Below are 17,893 nucleotides of genomic sequence, written 5' to 3' on the forward strand. Positions count from 1 at the left end.
ATTCGGACTCCTAGACCTCTATCCCTGTAGCGTGAAGAAACCATAACTCAGAATAGCGAGGAGGAGCACGCAGGATAGAGGCTACGTGTAGACGAATATGGGCAACAGGTCTCATCAATGGGTCAATGGTACATTTTTCCTATTCTAGCGCTCAGAAATGGCGATTATCGTAAGGATTCCAATCGCCAGGAGAGTCAACATGCACAAGTTTGACTTGATCGTACAGAAGACGAAGAACGAATATAAACAGTTCGTTGAAACCAATCCACTGTTGAGAGTCGTTGCGAGCGGTGGCATGACCAGCGCTCATTACGCATCTTACCTTCGTGAGACCTATCACTTAGTACGTCACACGTCCCGAATGCTGGCCTTGGGTGGAGCGCGCCTGAGCGATGATCGTCGGGGGCTTCGCAACTGGTTTTTTGAACAAGTTCTTGAAGAGAATGGCCACGATCTTTTCTGCATCAAGGATCTGAAAAATATTGGCCTTGATTCGGACTTCCTTCTTAATTCCCAGCCTTCTGCAGGCGCTTGGGGCTTGATTACCCAGAACTATTATATGGCAACCTATGGCAATCCCGTTGGCATCCTCGGGGTCGCGACGGCTACCGAAGGGCTAGGAGCCGACTTCGGCACCATGTTCGCAGATGTCATGACGGAACAATATGGGATACCAAGTAACGCAGTGACATTCTTGCGCAGTCATGGAGGATTCGATGCGAAGCACCTACAGGAAGCAATTGAGGCAATTGAGTTCGTTCATGATAACGAACTGGAGTACGTAGTGCATGCACGCCGTATGACGTTCCGCTTGTACGGTCAGTTATTCAATGACGTATTGACGGCAGATACAGCCGACGTGCCGCCTCTAAACTCTGCATTGGCGTAACGCTCAGATCGGAGAAGTGCATGAAAGATTTTTATGACCTGAGAAATTACTCAATTCGAGAGATAGATCGATCAGATCCTGACTCAACGTATCAGTATGAAAAAATCCTCAGGCAATCCTACGAGCCGCTCGGTTTTTTCACATCATCAATTTTGCCTGGACCAGACACCAAGTGCTTCGGCCTGTACTTTGACGAAAAAATGGAAGGGACACTTGGCCTATGCGAAACCCTGTATTCCGAGGCAAATCCTTACTTTCGATACCTGCCCGATATCGGGTACAGACCAAGACTTCTAGAAGCAACTAATGTTGTTTTAACGCCGAATTTTCGCGGCAACATTGCGATTGGCATTCTACTCCAAGAAGCTGCAACTCGAGCAATCAAAGACAATTTCGATTTCATAGTCGGAATAACTCGATATCAAACACTTAGATACTTTGTGGAGTTTGGCTTGGTTCCGATCGATCACCCCCCTCTTCACTTGCTGGGGCGTGATGATATCGACGATTGGATCATATACTACCAAACAAATGAGAGTTCCGCGGCGCTCTATCTAAAGGAACGGTCTAATCGGTATTTTCACCAACAGAAAACGATGAGAGCGATTCGTCAGCGGCGAAAGCATGTCGAGTTTCTTCAACCCGAGTTAAAACAAAAAAGCTTGTCACATGATACCATTTGAAGAACAGCTCGCTGCCTATCGCCAACAGCATTTTGGCTTTGTTGACAGACTAATCTATCGGGAAAAGGCGGAAATTCTTGACCTATTTCCTGAAAGTGAATTGGCGGCCGAAGTTGTCAGAGATTTGGAAGCACTCGCAAATGCATCTGGACTCAAGCGAAAGCTCACCGACTTCATACTAAAAAATATACGAGCTCAAGCAGCGGGTAGTGTATCGGTTATTGAAGTTTGTGGAGGAAGTTGTTGGTTGCTCAGGAGTGTGACATCGCAAGTTGATCATGGTGAATTTCACATTCATGCCGTAGGAAGTGATCTTTCACAACGCCACATAGAAACCAACACAACAGCCTTCAGACATATGAACATTGAATGGCTTGTTGCAGACGCCACCAATCTTTTATTCTCAAACCTGAAATTTGATATCGCGCTGAACTGCCAGGCACTGCACCACTTTCCAGCGGGTATTGTTATCAAACTACTTCGGGAATTAAAGAGGATTTCCAAAAAAGTGATAATTTTTGATCTACGGCGCACTTTTTATGGGCCTGCACTCGTACAGTCTCTATCGCCTTTTTACTCCAGTAGCTTCATCAGTGATGGAGTAGCGTCACACAGACGAGCCTATAGCATCCAAGAGATGGAATTCATTATTCGGATTGCCGACTTACCATACAAGGTCACCCCCTTTACCCCTGTGGGCATGCTTGTGGAGTCAATTTAATGGTTCGTGATTGGGCGTATTGTCTAGCCTTACTTCACCCTATGTCTGTCGGACTAGGTTTATGGAACGGTGGCAACTGGATCTACATCACTATAATTCTTGGCACTGTGGTTTATCCTGCTATCGAAATATTAGGCAAGCCAGTCGCCCCAACAAATAAAAATGCTTATTTTCCAGCAATACCAGAGTTCATTTCTCGACTTACCGCTCTAATTGTAATTGCCGTAGTAGCCAGCACGATCATTACCATTCCATATGAAAAATTTACATCTTTCGAAAAAATCGTACTAATCTACAACTGCGGATTAACAACAGGAATTATTGGAATTGTTTTAGCCCATGAAATGTTTCATAGGGGAACGTCCATAAGCAAGCACTTAGGCACCGCCCTCATGCTTCTATCGAGCTATCCCCACTTCAAACTGCAACACCTGTACAGCCATCACCCCAACGTAGCAACAGAGAAGGACCACTCATCAGCACAACACGGCCAGTCCCTATACAAATTTTACATCCGATCAATTTTTTTTGGTGGCATATCTATGTTGAAAAGAGAATGTGCTCGATCTGCAATATTCTCAGGCCATCAGTATCATCCCATTCACAACCGCGCTATAAGTCTGTGGATTATTCAGAGTCTCCTTTACATAGCTATACTGCTTCTTCTTGGACCAATTGCGCTTGCTGCATTTATAGCTCAAGGTGTCATTGCAGTGCTTGTTCTTGAAACAGTGAATTACATGCAGCACTACGGGCTAAACCGGAACGGAGGCAGTCGCAAACCAAGCTACTCAAGCTCTTGGGACAATTACTCACTGACCAACTATGCATTATTTAATCTAGGACATCATTCAGATCACCACGTCCATCCAGCCAAACCCTTTCATGCCTTGAGCCAACAATCCGATGCGCCTGTTATGCCATATGGATATTTCACCATGGCAATAATTGCGCTTTTTCCACCACTTTGGCGATGGATATTGGACAAACACTCCCCTCACCTTACAACCGAAAAAACAAGACCGAGGTAATCATGGATGCACTCCCGGAAACGTATAACAAAGACCCTGACGGGTATGAGCCTTTCCCCCAGCTATTTTCCTATGATGGCTTTGAACAAACGGTTGGCCCTTTGTTGCACAAGAACGAGGCAAACGCTTGGTCATTCAAGTTCCAAATTGATCAGAAACACTTGAATTCGCTGGAACGTCTGCATGGAGGCATGATTATGACCTTTCTCGACCACTCCTTGGGCGGTACTGCCTTTCATGCAACTGGAAATAAACCATGTATCACGGTGAGTTTACACACCGACTTTGTTGCTGGGGCAAAAGCTGGTGACTGGGTTATAGGTACTGCAAGGGTCAATAAGATTACCGGCAACTTGGTATTTGTATCCGGCGAGCTTCGAGTAAGCGAAAAACTCATTGCCATAGCAAGTGGCGTCTGGCGTTCGATAGAACTCGGCACAAGCCAAAAAATTTAGATATATAAAGCTAAAATTCTCCCCATATAAAATAGCAACATGCCTTTCAGGCATCGGCATGTCTTACTACGATATAAAAGCAAACGCCCCGAACGATGTCGGGGCATTTGCTTTGTCTATTACTTTATTTAACACTAAATCAAGTAAATTCTCACAAGAACCTAAAACGCTATCAGTAAGCCTTGCCCGTCTTGTAGAAGTTCTCGAAGCAGAAGTTGGTCGCTTCGATGTAGCCTTCGGCGCCACCGCAGTCGAAACGCTTGCCCTTGAACTTGTAGGCCATGACGCAGCCGTTCTGGGCCTGCTTCATCAGGGCGTCGGTGATCTGGATTTCACCGCCCTTGCCTGGCTCGGTTTGTTCGATCAGGTCGAAGATGTCCGGGGTCAGGATGTAGCGGCCGATGATGGCCAGGTTCGACGGTGCGTCTTCCGGCTTTGGCTTTTCAACCATGCTGTGTACGCGGTAGATGTCGTCACGGATCATCTCGCCGGCGATCACGCCGTACTTGTTGGTTTCTTGCGGGTCGACTTCCTGGATGGCCACGATCGAGCAGCGGAACTGCTTGTACAGCTTGACCATCTGGGTCAGCACGCCGTCGCCTTCGAGGTTGACGCACAGGTCATCCGCCAGTACCACGGCGAACGGCTCGTCGCCGATCAGCGGGCGGCCGGTGAGGATCGCGTGGCCCAGACCTTTCATTTCGGTCTGACGGGTGTAGGAGAACGAGCATTCGTCGAGCAGCTTGCGGATGCCGACCAGGTATTTTTCCTTGTCGGTGCCCTTGATCTGGTTTTCCAGCTCGTAGCTGATGTCGAAGTGGTCTTCCAGGGCGCGCTTGCCGCGGCCGGTGACGATGGAGATTTCGGTCAAGCCGGCATCCAGTGCTTCTTCGACGCCGTACTGGATCAGTGGCTTGTTCACCACCGGCAGCATTTCTTTGGGCATGGCTTTAGTCGCTGGCAGGAAGCGAGTACCGTAACCGGCTGCTGGGAACAAGCATTTCTTGATCATATAAGTCCTTGAAAGGGCTGTGTGTACGAGTTTCGGCGCAGTCTAATCAGGCGGCGTGCACCTTACAATGCCCCCGCGCTGGCTAACTGATGCCAACATAGAGAATTATTCTGGCGGATAGTTCCCTGCGAGGTTGCACAGGCGATTGCACAGCCTCTTATGCATAGCAGAGACTGGCGCAAATGCACGGCTTTCTACCGCCCGCAACCCATCACCATACGCTCATCGGCACCCGTTGCGTGCGTTTGCCGGTATCATGGCGCGATTGAACCAGACAACGAGGCAAATAGATGTCGGAAGCAAAAAGCGTCAACGGATTCCTGATTAACAAGATGAAAGACGGGCAATGGTGGGTGGCCAGCGTCGCCGGTGAAAATATCGCCGGGCCTTTCCCTTCCGAAGCCCTGGCAATCGAAGTGGCCTCGGTGCTGGAGCTTGAGCACCCGGAACCCAAGCGACGCGGCAAGGACAAGAGCTGATCGACGCCCCTCTCGAATAGCCCTGTCTTAGCACAGGGCTTTTTTATGGTACTTCACGGAATCCCGGGGAACACTGTAGGAGCTGCCGAAGGCTGCGATCTTTTGATATTGCTTTTACGATCTGGAGATTGCTGAAGATCAAGATCAAAAGATCGCAGCCTTCGGCAGCTCCTACAAGGGTCGGGTTGACCTTACAACCCCGACTTCAACCAGCTGACCGCCCGGATCAAAATGATCGAGATCGGCTCGGCATGTAGCTGCCCACCGCGGTCCCTGTAGGAGCTGCCGAAGGCTGCGATCTTTTGATCTTGATCGGAACACCGAAAAAGAAGTGGCCTTTGGCTATAACCTTTTGAATCCGGCGCTGTCTCAGCCTTAGCCCACCCCACTGACGATGATCAAACCATGAATAAAGTTTTGCCTTTGCTAGCAGTATTGGCCCTGAGCGGCTGCGCAACGTCGAAAGAAACCTACCTGGGCAACGGAGAGCAGGGTCTGACGATCGATTGCTCGGGAGAGGCGAATTCCTGGGCCGCCTGCTACGAAAAGGCCGATGCCTCCTGTGCAGGAACCGGCTACCGGATCGTCGGCACCGACGGCACGCCAGCGCTCAAGGTCAGTGAAAAAACCCTCGGCGCCGATATCGGCAATTACAAGAACCGCAGCGTCGTGGTGGTCTGCAAATAAGGGGCTCGGCCCTACAGATGAATTTCGGCGAACCTGATCCCGAGTCCACGCACTGTTTCGATCAAATCGTCGAGCTTGCCGAAGGACTCGACTTCGTCATTGTCATCCACCAGGAAATAGCTGCGCCCGGCGCTTTTCTTGAAAAACACGATCCATTCCCCCAGCTCCGCCGGATTCTGGATCACATGGGTGGCAGAGATAAGTCCCTCTGCATGGCGCTCCCGGACCTGCTCTCGTTTCATAGTCGACTCCAGAAATGACGATGCCGCCAAAAACAGGCTTTGGCGGCATCGGTGCTGTTGGTCGATAGTTTATCAGCCGGAAATGCACTCGGTGGCAGCCTTCTGTACATCCTTTGGACGCACCGGGACATTGGACATGCTCTCGTGCAGCTTGATGCTACTGCCGCCCGAGCGCTCTTCAATGTCGAATACGGCTGACGGCCCCGTGGAATACTTGAGCGGCACGATCACACGCAGGCCATCCTTGTGCGGTTCGATTTGCAAGGCACCACGACTGTCGGCCAGTTTTTCGCTGAGGCATTGCGCATATTCATGGGGTTTCTTGCCAGAAATCACGCTCATGGTCGGCAGTGACTCGTTGATGTCAGAGACGTTCGCACAACCGCTCACCAATGCCGCCAGCGAAACAACCCACAAACCCCACTTCATACAAAACCTCCGATAAAGAGGCTCGGACAACGCAGATGCGTTTTTTCTCCGAGGCAAACTGCTTTATCGCTCATCAAAGGTGAAATTAGCGTTTTTAATTGTCAAAGCGACCGGATAATAAGGCCTTCGGGCTGATAAACTGCGCCCATCGCCCATGCTATCGTTTTGATTTTGTAGAAAAAGCCCTTCTGGAGGCGCCCCATGAAATTTATCCATCAGCGCGAGCACCTCAATGAAGACGACATCGTCGTCATTCAATGCTCCCAAATGTGCAACATCCGTTTGATGAACGACGCCAACTTCCGCAGCTTCAAGAATGGCGGCCGTCACACCTATCACGGCGGTGCATTCGACACGTTTCCGGCGCGCATCACCGCCCCCAGCACCGGTTTCTGGAACATCACGATCGACACCGTCAACCGCCGCGCTATCAGCGTGACGCGCAAGCCCACCCTGACGCACTCGATCAAAATCATTCGCCGTTCCAGCACGAAACTGAGCTGACCGGCAAACCCGAAACACGAGACAGGCAGATACGACCGTGGCCCAAACGACCAAGTACGTCATCAAATACAAACTCAACGGTGAGCGCCGCTTCGAGTTCGCCCAGCTTGAACACGGCACCGCAGAAGAAGCCAAGGCGGCGCTGGATGCCATTCATGGACAGGACGACGTCATCAGCGAAATCAGCGTCAGCAAAGCGCTGTAACGCAATCCGGAGCGACAGTGGACGTCGGCTCCCGTTCGCAGTTCGACCGCAAGCGCCGGAGTGTCTGCTGCATTCAAGTCTTCCAGACTGGCCACCTCAACCCCAAGAGGCCCGGCAATGAGCGAGCAATATCTGGACCGGCTGGACTGGCCCCGGCTGGAACAGCAACTTGACCTGGACGGTTACACCGTCATCCCTTCACTGCTGAGCCACAAGGCTTGTGATCAGGTCAGCGCCCTGTACCCCCGGACCGAGTCCTTTCGCTCGCACGTGGTAATGGCTCGTCACGGCTTCGGCCGCGGCGAGTACAAGTATTTCAGCTACCCGTTGCCGGACCTTGTGGCGCGCTTGCGCAGCGCGCTCTACCCGCGCCTGGCGCCCATCGCCAATCGCTGGCATGAACAAATGGGTTTGCCGCAGCGTTTTCCTGACACTCATCCCGCCTTCCTCGAGCGCTGTCATGCCGCTGGTCAGAACCGTCCGACCCCCTTGTTGCTGCAATATGGTCCGCAGGACTACAACTGCCTGCATCAGGATCTGTACGGTGAGCACGTTTTCCCGTTGCAAGTGGCGATTCTGCTGTCGGACCCCGATCAAGACTTCAGCGGGGGCGAATTTGTCATGACCGAACAACGCCCGCGAATGCAGTCACGGCCTATGGTCATCGACCTGAAGAAAGGTGACGGGCTGATCTTTGCCGTCAACCAGCGGCCGGTCAAAGGCACTCGCGGTTACTACCGCGTGACCCTGCGCCACGGCGTGAGTCGCCTGCACAGCGGCAAACGGCATACCCTTGGAATCATCTTTCACGATGCGACATGAGCCCATGAACCCGCTGACGTTCGATCTGTTTGCCGATGCAGAGCCCGAGCAAGAGCCCAGGCGCGAGCAGATCGGCGAACAATCCTGGGTGCTCAGAGGTTTCGCCCTGCCCTGGTTCGAGCGTTTGCTGCCCGCCCTGGAGGCGGTGCTGCTGGCCGCGCCATTTCGGCAGATGGTCACGCCCGGCGGCTTTACCATGTCGGTCGCCCTGAGCAGTTGTGGCACATTCGGCTGGACCACGGACCGCAACGGATACCGCTACACCCGTCACGATCCCCAGACCGGTCGACCCTGGCCAATGATGCCCGAGGTGTTTTTCCAACTGGCACAAGCGGCGGCGCAGGCTGCGGGGTTCAGCGGTTTTGTGCCAGATTCCTGCCTGATCAACCGCTACATCCCCGGGGCAAAAATGTCATTGCATCAAGACAAGGACGAACATTCCTACGCAGCTCCCATCGTTTCGGTATCGCTGGGCTTGCCGGCGATGTTCCTGTTCGGTGGCTTTGCACGCAGTGACAAAAGCCAGCGCATCCCCCTGCTGCATGGTGACATCGTGGTCTGGGGTGGCGTGGATCGCCTGCGTTATCACGGCGTATTGCCGATCAAGGACGGCCTTCACCCGAGACTGGGCGAGCAACGCATCAACTTCACCTTCCGCACCGCCGGATGAAGACTTCGAATTTGACCGCAAGCGCCGGAGTGCGTGGGAATTGCCCCATGGTTAATGTGCAGGCAACTCCTCAAAGGACGTGACGCCATGACAACCCAATCGACCAAGATCCTCACCGAAAACGATCCGCGCTGGGCCGCCGTGGTCGCGCGCGACCCCAAGGCTGACGGGCAATTTGTCTATGCCGTGAAGACCACAGGCATCTACTGCAACCCCAGCAGCCTTGCGCGCCTGCCCAAGCCACAGAATGTCGAGTTCTTCGATAGCGCCGAACAGGCCCGGGCCGCGGGTTACCGTTCGAGCAAGCGCGCGGCAAAGGATCAGAGCGAACTCGCCGCGCAGCATGCCGCCACCGTGGCCGCTGCCTGCCGCCAGATTGAAAGCGCCGAAACGCTGCCCACCCTGGGCGAACTGGCCGAGGCTTCGGGATTGAGCAGCTTCCACTTCCATCGCGTGTTCAAAGGCGTCACCGGCCTGACGCCCAAGGGCTACGCCGATGCCCATCGTTCACGCAAGGTGCGCGAGCGCCTGGCAGACGGCGGTTCGGTGACCGATGCCCTGTATGACGCCGGCTTCAACTCCAACAGCCGGTTTTATGAAGCGGCAGACCAGCTGCTCGGAATGAAGCCCGGGGACTACCGCGCTGCCGGGCAAAACAACGACATTCGTTTTGCCGTGGGCCAGTGTTCGCTGGGGGCGATTCTGGTGGCGCAGAGTGAACGCGGGGTTTGCGCGATTTTGCTCGGTGATGATCCGCACCAACTGGTCTGTGATCTGCAAGACAAGTTTCGGCGAGCCAATTTGATTGGCGCCGATCAGGCGTTCGAAGCGTTGATTGCCAAGGTCGTCGGCTTTATTGAAGCCCCGGCGATTGGCCTGGACCTGCCATTGGACGTGCGCGGCACCGCGTTCCAGGAACGGGTCTGGCAAGCACTGCGGGAGATACCCGTTGGCAGCACGGCGAGCTACGCCGATGTCGCGCTACGCATCGGTTCGCCAAAAGCCGTTCGCGCCGTGGCTCAAGCCTGCGGCGCGAACAACCTGGCTGTGGCGATCCCGTGCCATCGCGTGGTGCGCAGCGATGGCAATCTCTCGGGCTATCGCTGGGGTGTCGAACGCAAACGCCAGTTGCTGGAGCGCGAATCGCAGTAATCAGCGATTCACGTCCACCACCACGCGCCCGCGCAACTGCCCGGCAAGCAAGCGCGGCGCGGCCTCGATGGCTTCGCTCAAGCCGATTTCGTGACTGATCAACGGCAACAGGTTGAAGTCCAGGTCCTTGGCCAGGCGACTCCAGGCCTCCACGCGCTTGGCTTTGGGCTGGGTCACGCTGTTGATGCCGGCCAGGGTCACACCGCGCAATATGAAGGGTGCAACGGACGCCGGAAAGTCCATGCCCTGCGCCAAACCACAAGCCGCGACGGTGCCATTGGCCTTGGTGCTGGCGCACGCATTGGCCAGGGTGTGGCTGCCGACCGAATCGATCACGGCCGCCCAGCGCTCCTTGGCCAAGGGTTTGCCAGGCTCGGACAAGGTGGCGCGATCGATGATTTCGCTGGCGCCCAGTTGCTTCAGGTAGTCGTGCTCCGAGGTACGCCCGGTGGACGCGACCACCCGATAGCCGAGCCTGTTCAGCAACGCGATGGCGAAACTGCCGACGCCACCGTTGGCGCCGGTGACCAGGATTTCACCCTGCCCGGGCGTCACGCCGTTATGTTCCAAAGCCAGGATGCACAGCATGGCCGTGTAGCCCGCCGTACCGATGGCCATCGCCTGGGCGGCGGTGAATGCCTTGGGCAGCGGGATCAGCCAGTCACCGTTCAGGCGAGCCTTCTGCGCCAGGCCGCCCCAATGCCCTTCCCCTACGCCCCAGCCGTTGAGCAGGACTGCGTCACCGACCTTGTAGTCCGGATGCCCGCTGACCTCGACCACACCGGCCAGGTCGATGCCCGGCACCATCGGGAATTTGCGCACCACCGGACTGCTGCCGGTGATCGCCAGGCCATCCTTGAAGTTCAGCGTGCTGTAGGCAACACGCACCGTGACATCGCCCTCGGGTAACTGATCGTCCTGGATCTCTTGCAGTGTGGCCCGGTAACCGCTGTCGTCTTTGTCGATCAAAATACCTTTGAACATTACGGCCTCTCAATGGAATCAGTCTGGTTGTGGTGCATTTGAAATAACACATGGCAGCAGATTGTCGTACCCGACTTTAAGCCAATCAGCGACCCCAGCGAGCGCCGAAGAAAGCCTGGCGAACTGAAAAGACGACTGGCCTTGCGCCAATCGTTGCGTTACAAATCCTGTTCTACCGTCCCTGCCCTGCTTCAACGTCGGAGAACACAGCACATGAACCCATGGCCAGATACCCGCATTCTTGACCTGCTCGGGATCGAACTGCCGATCATTCAGGCGCCGATGGCCGGAGCCCACAACTCGGCCATGGTGATTGCAGCCTGCAATGCGGGCGGCCTGGGCTCGATGCCCGCGGCGATGCTCAGCACGGATCAACTGCGCGAAGAGCTGAAAACGATCCGCCAACACACCCAGCGCCCGATCAACGTCAATTTTTTCTGTCATCAAACTCCAGCCCCTGATGAGCAACGCGCGCAGGACTGGAAAAACCTGCTGCAACCCTACTACCAGGAACTTGGCGCTGATTTCGATGCGCCAACACCGGTGTCCAATCGGGCACCGTTCGATGACGCGGCCTGTGAAGTGGTCGAAGCGTTTCGCCCTGAAGTGGTGAGCTTCCACTTTGGCCTGCCGGAAAAATCCCTGCTCGACCGGGTCAAAGCCACCGGTGCGAAGGTGCTGTCCTCGGCCACCACCGTCGAAGAAGCGGTGTGGCTGGAGCAGCATGGCTGCGATGCGATCATTGCCATGGGTTTTGAGGCCGGAGGCCATCGCGGGATGTTTCTCAGCAATGACCTGAGCAGTCAGGTGGGCACTTTCGCCTTGGTGCCGCAAGTCGTCGATGCGGTGAAAGTGCCGGTGATTGCCGCCGGCGGCATCGCTGACGCACGTGGCGTCGCCGCCGCTTTCATGCTGGGCGCTTCGGCGGTACAGGTGGGAACAGCGTACCTGTTCACGCCAGAGGCCAAGGTCAGCCCCTCCCATCACAAAGCCTTGCGCACCGCCAAGGAAAGCGAAACGGCGGTGACCAACGTGTTCACCGGTCGCCCGGCTCGGGGCATTCTTAATCGGGTGATGCGCGAACTGGGGCCCATGAGCGCCAAGGCTCCGGCCTTTCCCCTGGCCGGTGGCGCGTTGATGCCGTTGCGGGCCAAAGGTGAAGCGGACTTCAGCAACCTTTGGGCCGGCCAGGCATTTACTCTCGGCGTTGAATTGACCACCGAGGCACTGACTCGAAAACTGGCCGAAGAAGGACTGGCGAGGCTGCTGCGCCACCCCTGAGCATCATTTGCGTTAAAATTGTATACAGTTATGTGACTGCACATTCCGTTCAAAGGCAATTCGCTATATATTTCTCTACATAACGATTTACCCTTGCTGCAATTGCCTTTGACGGAGCCGTTTCATGACCCTTCGCGTCTCACGTTTTGCCCCTGCGTGCCTCACGAGCCTGCTCGCCGTATTCGCCTGCGGCTCAGCCCAGGCGGACGAAGTCCAGGTGGCTGTCGCTGCCAACTTCACCGCGCCCATCCAGGCCATCGCCGCTGATTTCGAAAAGGATACCGGGCATAAATTGGTCACCGCCTTTGGCGCCACCGGCCAGTTCTACACCCAGATCAAAAACGGCGCGCCGTTCGAAGTGTTCCTCGCGGCAGACGACAGCACCCCGAAAAAACTCGAAGCCGAAGGCGACACCGTCAAGGGTTCGCGCTTCACCTACGCAGTCGGCACCTTGGCGCTATGGTCGGCCAAGGAAGGCTACGTCGATGCCAAGGGCGACGTGCTGAAAAAGAACGAATACCAGCACCTGTCCATCGCCAATCCGAAGGCTGCGCCTTACGGCCTGGCAGCGACCCAGGTGCTGGCCAGGGAAGGTCTGACCGACAAGGTCAAGGACAAGATTGTTGAAGGCCAAAACATCACCCAGGCCTATCAGTTCGTCTCCACCGGCAACGCCGAACTGGGTTTTGTCGCCCTGTCGCAGATCTACAAGGACGGCAAGATCACCAGCGGTTCGGCCTGGATCGTTCCCGCCAGCCTGCACGACCCGATCAAGCAGGACGCCGTGATTCTCAACAAGGGCAAGGACAACCCGGCCGCCAAAGCATTGGTTGACTACCTCAAGGGGCCGAAAGCGGCAGCTTTCATCAAGTCCTACGGCTACGAAATCTAAAATGTCGCTATCGAGTGCCGATTTTTCCGCCATCTGGCTGACCCTGAAACTGGCGTCCCTGACGACCGTCATCCTGCTGATTGTCGGCACTCCGATTGCGTTATGGCTTTCGCGCACCCGCTCCTGGTGGCGCGGTCCGGTCGGGGCGATTGTCGCCCTGCCTCTGGTGTTGCCACCGACCGTGATCGGTTTTTATCTGTTGCTGGCGCTGGGCCCTCACGGGTTCATTGGCCAGTTCACCCAATCACTCGGTCTTGGCACCCTCACCTTCAGTTTTGCAGGGCTGGTCATCGGCTCGGTGTTGTATTCGATGCCTTTTGTCGTCCAACCGCTGCAAAACGCTTTTTCCGCCATCGGCACGCGCCCGCTCGAAGTGGCCGCGACGCTGCGGGCCAATCCCTGGGACACCTTTTTCAGCGTGACGTTGCCCCTGGCCCGCCCCGGTTTCATTACCGCCGCCATTCTCGGTTTCGCCCACACCGTCGGCGAGTTCGGCGTGGTGCTGATGATCGGTGGCAACATTCCCGAGAAGACCCGCGTGGTCTCGGTGCAGATCTACGATCACGTCGAAGCCATGGAATACGCCCAGGCCCATTGGCTGGCCGGGGCGATGCTGGTGTTCTCGTTTGTCGTCTTGCTGGCGCTGTATTCCAGCCGGAAAACCAAAGCGGGCTGGAGCTGACCGATGATTCACATGCGCCTGAAACTGGATTACCCGGGCTTCGCCCTGGACGTCGACCTGCAACTGCCGGGCCGTGGCGTCACAGCGCTGTACGGTCATTCCGGTTCGGGCAAGACCACTTGCCTGCGCTGCATCGCCGGCCTGGAACGGGCCGATCAGGGTTTTATCCAGGTCAACGATGAAGTCTGGCAAGACAGCGCAAACAAGGCTTTCGTCGCGCCGCACAAACGCGCGCTGGGCTACGTGTTCCAGGAAGCCAGCCTGTTTCCTCATCTGTCGGTGCTGGCCAACCTGGAGTTCGGCCTCAAGCGCATCCCGAAGTCGCAGCGGCGGGTCGACATGGCCCACGCCAGCGAATTGCTCGGCATCCGCCACTTGCTGGACCGCCATCCGCAACACCTTTCGGGCGGCGAGCGACAGCGCGTCGGCATCGCCCGCGCCTTGCTCACCAGCCCGAAACTGTTGTTGATGGACGAGCCCCTGGCGGCGCTGGATACCCAACGCAAAAGTGAAATCCTGCCTTACCTGCAGCGGCTGCACGACGAACTCGAGATTCCGGTGCTGTACGTCAGCCACTCCCAGGATGAGGTCGCGCGGCTGGCCGACCATATCGTGTTGCTCAGCAACGGCAAGGCACTGGCCAGCGGTCCGATCGGCCAGACCTTGGCGCGCCTCGACTTGCCTCTGGCCATGGGGGACGACGCCGGTGTGGTGATCGAAGGCCGCGTCAGCGCCTATGACGCCGACTATCAATTGCTGAGCCTGCAATTGCCCGGCACCAGCCTCAACATTCGGGTACCGCATACGCCCATGGATGCAGGCCAGGCACTGCGCTGCAAGGTCCAGGCGCGGGATGTCAGCCTGAACCTGCACAGTGCCGGGCACAGCAGCATTCTCAATCGCCTGCCGGTCACCGTGGTCAGTGAAATGAACGCCGACAACGCCGCCCATGTGCTGATTCGGCTGGACGCCGCCGGTACACCGCTGCTGGCGCGGATCACGCGTTATTCCCGCGATCACCTGAACGTCCACCCTGGCCAGCAACTCTGGGCACAAATCAAAGCGGTCGCGGTGCTGGCGTAAATCCGTCGGCACGACTGCAGCGGGGCGCGGTCCATGGCTGTAACGCCCCGTGATTCCTCGCCCAGGACGCCTGTCATGCTCGATGAACTGCCACCTGACCTGCATTATGTCGATGACACCCAGCCGGGCATCACCCGCCGGAAACTGCGCGGCAAATTCGCCTATTTCGACCCGGCGGGCCAGCGCATCACCGACCCGGAGGCAATCAAACGCCTCAATGCACTCGCGGTACCACCGGCCTATACCGAGGTGTGGATCTGCGTCGATCCATGCGGGCACCTGCAGGCCACCGGCCGGGATGCCCGGGGTCGCAAACAATACCGTTATCATCCGCGCTGGCGGGAGGTACGCGACGCCGACAAATACTTGCGCCTGCGTGAGTTCGGCCTGGCCTTGCCGAAACTGCGTCAACGACTGGAGGCCGAATTGGCGGCACCGGGATTCAGTCGCGACAAAGTCATGGCCACGGTCATCACTCTGCTGGACACGACGTTGATCCGTATCGGCAACAGCCAATATGCCCGGGACAACCGCTCCTACGGCCTGACGACCTTGCGCAGCCGCCATGTGGAGATCAACGGCAGTGCCATCCTGTTCCAGTTCCGCGGCAAAAGTGGCGTCGAACACCAGATCACCGTGAAAGACCGGAGACTGGCGCGGATCATCAAACGCTGCCAGGACATTCCCGGGCAGAACCTGTTTCAGTATCTGGATGAAAACGGAGACCGGCACACCGTCAGTTCATCCGACATCAACAGCTATTTGCAAACGCTCACCGGCGCCGAATTCACCGCCAAGGATTACCGCACCTGGGCCGGCAGCGTCCTGGCTCTGGCGATGTTGCGCAAACTGCAGTGGGAGCCTGAAACGGATGCCAGGCGGCACCTGGTGGACATGGTCAAGAACGTTGCCAGGCAGCTCGGCAATACCCCGGCGGTGTGCCGCAAATGCTATATCCACCCGGCGGTGCTGGACGGCTTTCTTCTCGGTGATCTGGCGCAACTGCCAAAGACCAGAGCGCGCAAGGGGCTATCGGCCGAAGAGGTCGGGCTGGCGATCTTCCTTGAGAGAATGCCCGCCGCGCCTGAACCGACGAATTGACCTGCCTATTTTTTGCACGATCACCAATGACTTCTATAGTTGAACTGAACACGAATCCGCTGCGGAGACGCCATGGAAGACATTTTCGTCGTGAAGCGTTGCAACAAGATCATCATTCATGGCCGCCGTGCGGGTGAAAATGACCATCTGCCTCCGGATGCCGCGGTCTGGTATCGCATCGCCGATACCCGCACCCAAGGCTTTATCGGAGATGGCTACGACACTGAAGAAGACGCTCTGCGTGTTTGCCGGCAGTTGAACGCAAAATCACAAGTGACAGCCCGACAAGGTTGAGGGCCTGTCACCATTTTTTAACGGGTCTATACTGAAATGGCTGAAGGAACAGCGACCCCAACGGCAGAAAGCTCGCTCCCGGCGGGCTTTTTGCTGCCACACCAGGTTTCTTGAACGGAGGTGTCTCCCATGTCCGAAAAAGAGTCCATCACCACCCTGCTCACCTTGCTCGACTCCCGTCAGGCGCGCCTGGCTGCGGCCTGCAAGGAAATCGCCGACTGGGTCGATCATCAAGGCGGACACCCTACCGCCCTCAGAATTCGTGATCGCCTGAACGACATCGAGAAGGACACGCCCCTGATCCGGCACACGCTGTCTTCTCTCCAGCCTGTCGACCGGCCTCTGCCTCGGTTCAGATGATCCGCCACGGACTCGCGGTACGAGGACAGACCCGAATCGGGCAGCATGACCGGTGGCACTGACGCCTCCGGATAGCTGTCTGCCTGCCGAGTTTTCAACCTCTCTTGCAGCCCGACCTCGTGCCGGGATTTTTTGTTGCGCAAAACCAATCGAACGTCACCGCTCACGTGGGGTCAACCGATCACACGTCACCAAGGAGACGTTCCAATGGTCACTCATTTCAAAGTCAGCGGGCACCTGGCCTGCGGTCACCACGGCAACAACCTGGTATCGACCCGCGAACTCAATCGGGTCAAATGCAGAAGCTGCCGAAACACCGACGCCTACAAAGAAGCCCGCAAGACTGAACGCAACGCTGCCCGCCGCGCAGCACGCAAAGCCAAAGCCGTGCACACCGCCGATAACTGGCGTTCAGCCTGGACCGAACGACTGACCGCGATGCCCGGCCTGCAACGACTGCCACGGGGATTTGCCGGCCAACCTTTCGTTTAGGCAGCGTTTACTGCGATCAGATGTCCCTGCACGCTGGCTCCATGACCTCGCGCAGGGACATGCGCTTGAACGCCTCGACCAGCGCGCGCCCTTCCTCTGGCGTACAAGTGACCGCCAACCGCATGGTCGCCTCGCCCAGGTGCCAGATCAAAAACGCGGATTGCCGGACCTTCAGCTCATCGCTTTGCGGATACACACGAAGCATGGCTTGGGCCAGCATTTCTCCGGCCACCCGGCTCTCCTCCAGCTCCAGCTGCAACAACTGCTTGTCGGCCTGCATGCCGGACCAGATGTCACGCATCACCGGTGTCGCCATCACGATCTCGTAATACAGGTCGAGCAACTGCGAATAGGCGGCCTGCAAACCCTGGGCATCCTCCACAGCCTCCATTGCCTGTGCAATGCAACGACGGCTCTCAGCGTTGTAGCGTTCGGCGAGCGTTCGGATGACGGCGCTCTTGTCGGGAAAATACTGATAAAGGGAACCGATCGAGATCTCGGCGCGCTCGGCGATTTCACTCATCTTGAGCTGATCGCTGCCCTTGTCCGCAATCAATTGAGTCGCCGCGGTCAGAATCCGCTCCTGACGCTCGCGACTGCGCTGTTGCGTGGGATTACGCCGAACAGCTTCTGCAGCAGGCTGTTCGAGGGCTTCAGGGGTCTTTTGGCGCACGAGCGAATTTCCCGATCAATAACGTGACATGTACTCACCTTAGCATCGCCCATCCCCACGCCAAACAACA

The 17,893-nt window shown here is 56.5% G+C and carries 25 protein-coding genes; 21 read left to right on the forward strand and 4 right to left on the reverse strand.

What is annotated here, in order from left to right:
- Positions 1-199 precede the first annotated feature (199 nt).
- The 5 genes from KW841_RS17620 to KW841_RS17640 are packed head-to-tail and all read left to right on the forward strand — an operon-like array spanning position 200 to position 3,779.
- Positions 200-889: an iron-containing redox enzyme family protein gene (locus tag KW841_RS17620; protein WP_218478644.1), complete on the forward strand. Its 690-nt coding sequence runs from the start codon at positions 200-202 to the stop codon at positions 887-889.
- Between the two features lie 20 nt (positions 890-909).
- Positions 910-1,572, forward strand: a complete 663-nt coding sequence (locus KW841_RS17625) for a hypothetical protein (RefSeq protein ID WP_007975945.1) — start codon at positions 910-912, stop codon at positions 1,570-1,572.
- On the forward strand, positions 1,559-2,293 hold the full coding sequence (locus KW841_RS17630) for a class I SAM-dependent methyltransferase (protein ID WP_218478646.1): 735 nt from the start codon (positions 1,559-1,561) through the stop codon (positions 2,291-2,293). The genes KW841_RS17625 and KW841_RS17630 overlap by 14 nt, the downstream gene beginning before the upstream one ends.
- Entirely contained in the window at positions 2,293-3,324 is a 1,032-nt protein-coding gene (locus KW841_RS17635; RefSeq protein ID WP_218478648.1) for a fatty acid desaturase, read from the forward strand. Before KW841_RS17630 ends, KW841_RS17635 begins: the two co-directional genes overlap by 1 nt.
- Before the next feature lie 2 nt (positions 3,325-3,326).
- Positions 3,327-3,779 (forward strand): PaaI family thioesterase, encoded by a 453-nt coding sequence (locus tag KW841_RS17640; RefSeq protein ID WP_218478651.1) that lies wholly within the window; start codon positions 3,327-3,329, stop codon positions 3,777-3,779.
- Between the two features lie 172 nt (positions 3,780-3,951).
- On the opposite strand, the gene galU is transcribed toward KW841_RS17640, so the two are convergent.
- A complete protein-coding gene (galU, locus tag KW841_RS17645; protein ID WP_102702148.1) occupies positions 3,952-4,791 on the reverse strand; it encodes a UTP--glucose-1-phosphate uridylyltransferase GalU in 840 nt (279 codons plus the stop codon).
- A 290-nt stretch (positions 4,792-5,081) separates the two neighbouring features.
- On the opposite strand from galU, the gene KW841_RS17650 reads away from it, so the two are divergent.
- The 3 genes from KW841_RS17650 to KW841_RS30100 all read left to right on the forward strand — a co-directional run bounded on the left by KW841_RS17650 (position 5,082) and on the right by KW841_RS30100 (position 6,217).
- Positions 5,082-5,270, forward strand: a complete 189-nt coding sequence (locus KW841_RS17650; RefSeq protein WP_104447299.1) for a hypothetical protein — start codon at positions 5,082-5,084, stop codon at positions 5,268-5,270.
- A 405-nt stretch (positions 5,271-5,675) separates the two neighbouring features.
- Positions 5,676-5,957 (forward strand): hypothetical protein, encoded by a 282-nt coding sequence (locus KW841_RS17655; RefSeq protein WP_007975951.1) that lies wholly within the window; start codon positions 5,676-5,678, stop codon positions 5,955-5,957.
- A gap of 17 nt (positions 5,958-5,974) precedes the next feature.
- Complete coding sequence (locus tag KW841_RS30100) at positions 5,975-6,217, forward strand: amidohydrolase (protein ID WP_218478653.1); 243 nt, start codon at positions 5,975-5,977, stop codon at positions 6,215-6,217.
- A gap of 54 nt (positions 6,218-6,271) precedes the next feature.
- Here KW841_RS30100 and KW841_RS17665 read toward each other — a convergent pair whose 3' ends face one another.
- A complete protein-coding gene (locus KW841_RS17665) occupies positions 6,272-6,628 on the reverse strand; it encodes a hypothetical protein (RefSeq protein ID WP_104447302.1) in 357 nt (118 codons plus the stop codon).
- A 201-nt stretch (positions 6,629-6,829) separates the two neighbouring features.
- Between KW841_RS17665 and KW841_RS17670 the strand changes: the two genes are divergently transcribed.
- The 5 genes from KW841_RS17670 (at position 6,830) to ada (ending at position 9,981) form a co-directional block, all read left to right on the forward strand.
- The gene (locus tag KW841_RS17670) at positions 6,830-7,132 is read left to right on the forward strand and encodes a DUF1883 domain-containing protein (protein ID WP_007912251.1); all 303 of its coding nucleotides are present in this window, start codon (positions 6,830-6,832) and stop codon (positions 7,130-7,132) included.
- 37 nt (positions 7,133-7,169) lie between these two features.
- Complete coding sequence (locus KW841_RS17675) at positions 7,170-7,337, forward strand: hypothetical protein (RefSeq protein ID WP_007975954.1); 168 nt, start codon at positions 7,170-7,172, stop codon at positions 7,335-7,337.
- A 117-nt stretch (positions 7,338-7,454) separates the two neighbouring features.
- Positions 7,455-8,159, forward strand: a complete 705-nt coding sequence (locus KW841_RS17680) for a 2OG-Fe(II) oxygenase (RefSeq protein WP_218478655.1) — start codon at positions 7,455-7,457, stop codon at positions 8,157-8,159.
- Positions 8,149-8,829, forward strand: coding sequence for a DNA oxidative demethylase AlkB (gene alkB / locus KW841_RS17685; protein WP_218478657.1), 681 nt, complete (start codon positions 8,149-8,151; stop codon positions 8,827-8,829). The genes KW841_RS17680 and alkB overlap by 11 nt, the downstream gene beginning before the upstream one ends.
- Before the next feature lie 87 nt (positions 8,830-8,916).
- On the forward strand, positions 8,917-9,981 hold the full coding sequence (gene ada, locus KW841_RS17690; protein WP_218478659.1) for a bifunctional DNA-binding transcriptional regulator/O6-methylguanine-DNA methyltransferase Ada: 1,065 nt from the start codon (positions 8,917-8,919) through the stop codon (positions 9,979-9,981).
- Here ada and KW841_RS17695 read toward each other — a convergent pair whose 3' ends face one another.
- On the reverse strand, positions 9,982-10,965 hold the full coding sequence (locus KW841_RS17695; RefSeq protein ID WP_104447306.1) for an MDR family oxidoreductase: 984 nt from the start codon (positions 10,963-10,965) through the stop codon (positions 9,982-9,984).
- A 213-nt stretch (positions 10,966-11,178) separates the two neighbouring features.
- Between KW841_RS17695 and KW841_RS17700 the strand changes: the two genes are divergently transcribed.
- The 8 genes from KW841_RS17700 (at position 11,179) to KW841_RS17735 (ending at position 17,150) form a co-directional block, all read left to right on the forward strand.
- Positions 11,179-12,246, forward strand: a complete 1,068-nt coding sequence (locus KW841_RS17700) for a nitronate monooxygenase family protein (protein ID WP_218478662.1) — start codon at positions 11,179-11,181, stop codon at positions 12,244-12,246.
- 124 nt (positions 12,247-12,370) lie between these two features.
- The gene (gene modA / locus KW841_RS17705; RefSeq protein ID WP_218478664.1) at positions 12,371-13,138 is read left to right on the forward strand and encodes a molybdate ABC transporter substrate-binding protein; all 768 of its coding nucleotides are present in this window, start codon (positions 12,371-12,373) and stop codon (positions 13,136-13,138) included.
- 1 nt (position 13,139) lies between these two features.
- Positions 13,140-13,820, forward strand: coding sequence for a molybdate ABC transporter permease subunit (gene modB / locus KW841_RS17710; RefSeq protein ID WP_007975967.1), 681 nt, complete (start codon positions 13,140-13,142; stop codon positions 13,818-13,820).
- 3 nt (positions 13,821-13,823) lie between these two features.
- Positions 13,824-14,903: a molybdenum ABC transporter ATP-binding protein gene (gene modC, locus KW841_RS17715; protein ID WP_218478665.1), complete on the forward strand. Its 1,080-nt coding sequence runs from the start codon at positions 13,824-13,826 to the stop codon at positions 14,901-14,903.
- Between the two features lie 75 nt (positions 14,904-14,978).
- On the forward strand, positions 14,979-16,004 hold the full coding sequence (locus KW841_RS17720; RefSeq protein WP_218478667.1) for a DNA topoisomerase IB: 1,026 nt from the start codon (positions 14,979-14,981) through the stop codon (positions 16,002-16,004).
- Positions 16,005-16,076: 72 nt separating this feature from the next.
- Complete coding sequence (locus KW841_RS17725; RefSeq protein ID WP_218478669.1) at positions 16,077-16,298, forward strand: hypothetical protein; 222 nt, start codon at positions 16,077-16,079, stop codon at positions 16,296-16,298.
- Between the two features lie 129 nt (positions 16,299-16,427).
- The gene (locus KW841_RS17730) at positions 16,428-16,658 is read left to right on the forward strand and encodes a hypothetical protein (protein ID WP_007975977.1); all 231 of its coding nucleotides are present in this window, start codon (positions 16,428-16,430) and stop codon (positions 16,656-16,658) included.
- Between the two features lie 207 nt (positions 16,659-16,865).
- Positions 16,866-17,150: a hypothetical protein gene (locus KW841_RS17735; protein ID WP_218478671.1), complete on the forward strand. Its 285-nt coding sequence runs from the start codon at positions 16,866-16,868 to the stop codon at positions 17,148-17,150.
- Between the two features lie 16 nt (positions 17,151-17,166).
- Here KW841_RS17735 and KW841_RS17740 read toward each other — a convergent pair whose 3' ends face one another.
- A complete protein-coding gene (locus KW841_RS17740) occupies positions 17,167-17,823 on the reverse strand; it encodes a TetR/AcrR family transcriptional regulator (protein ID WP_218478673.1) in 657 nt (218 codons plus the stop codon).
- Positions 17,824-17,893: the final 70 nt, after the last annotated feature.

It is taken from the genome of Pseudomonas sp. PDM28 (assembly GCF_019219115.1).
Lineage (GTDB): Bacteria > Pseudomonadota > Gammaproteobacteria > Pseudomonadales > Pseudomonadaceae > Aquipseudomonas > Aquipseudomonas laurylsulfatiphila.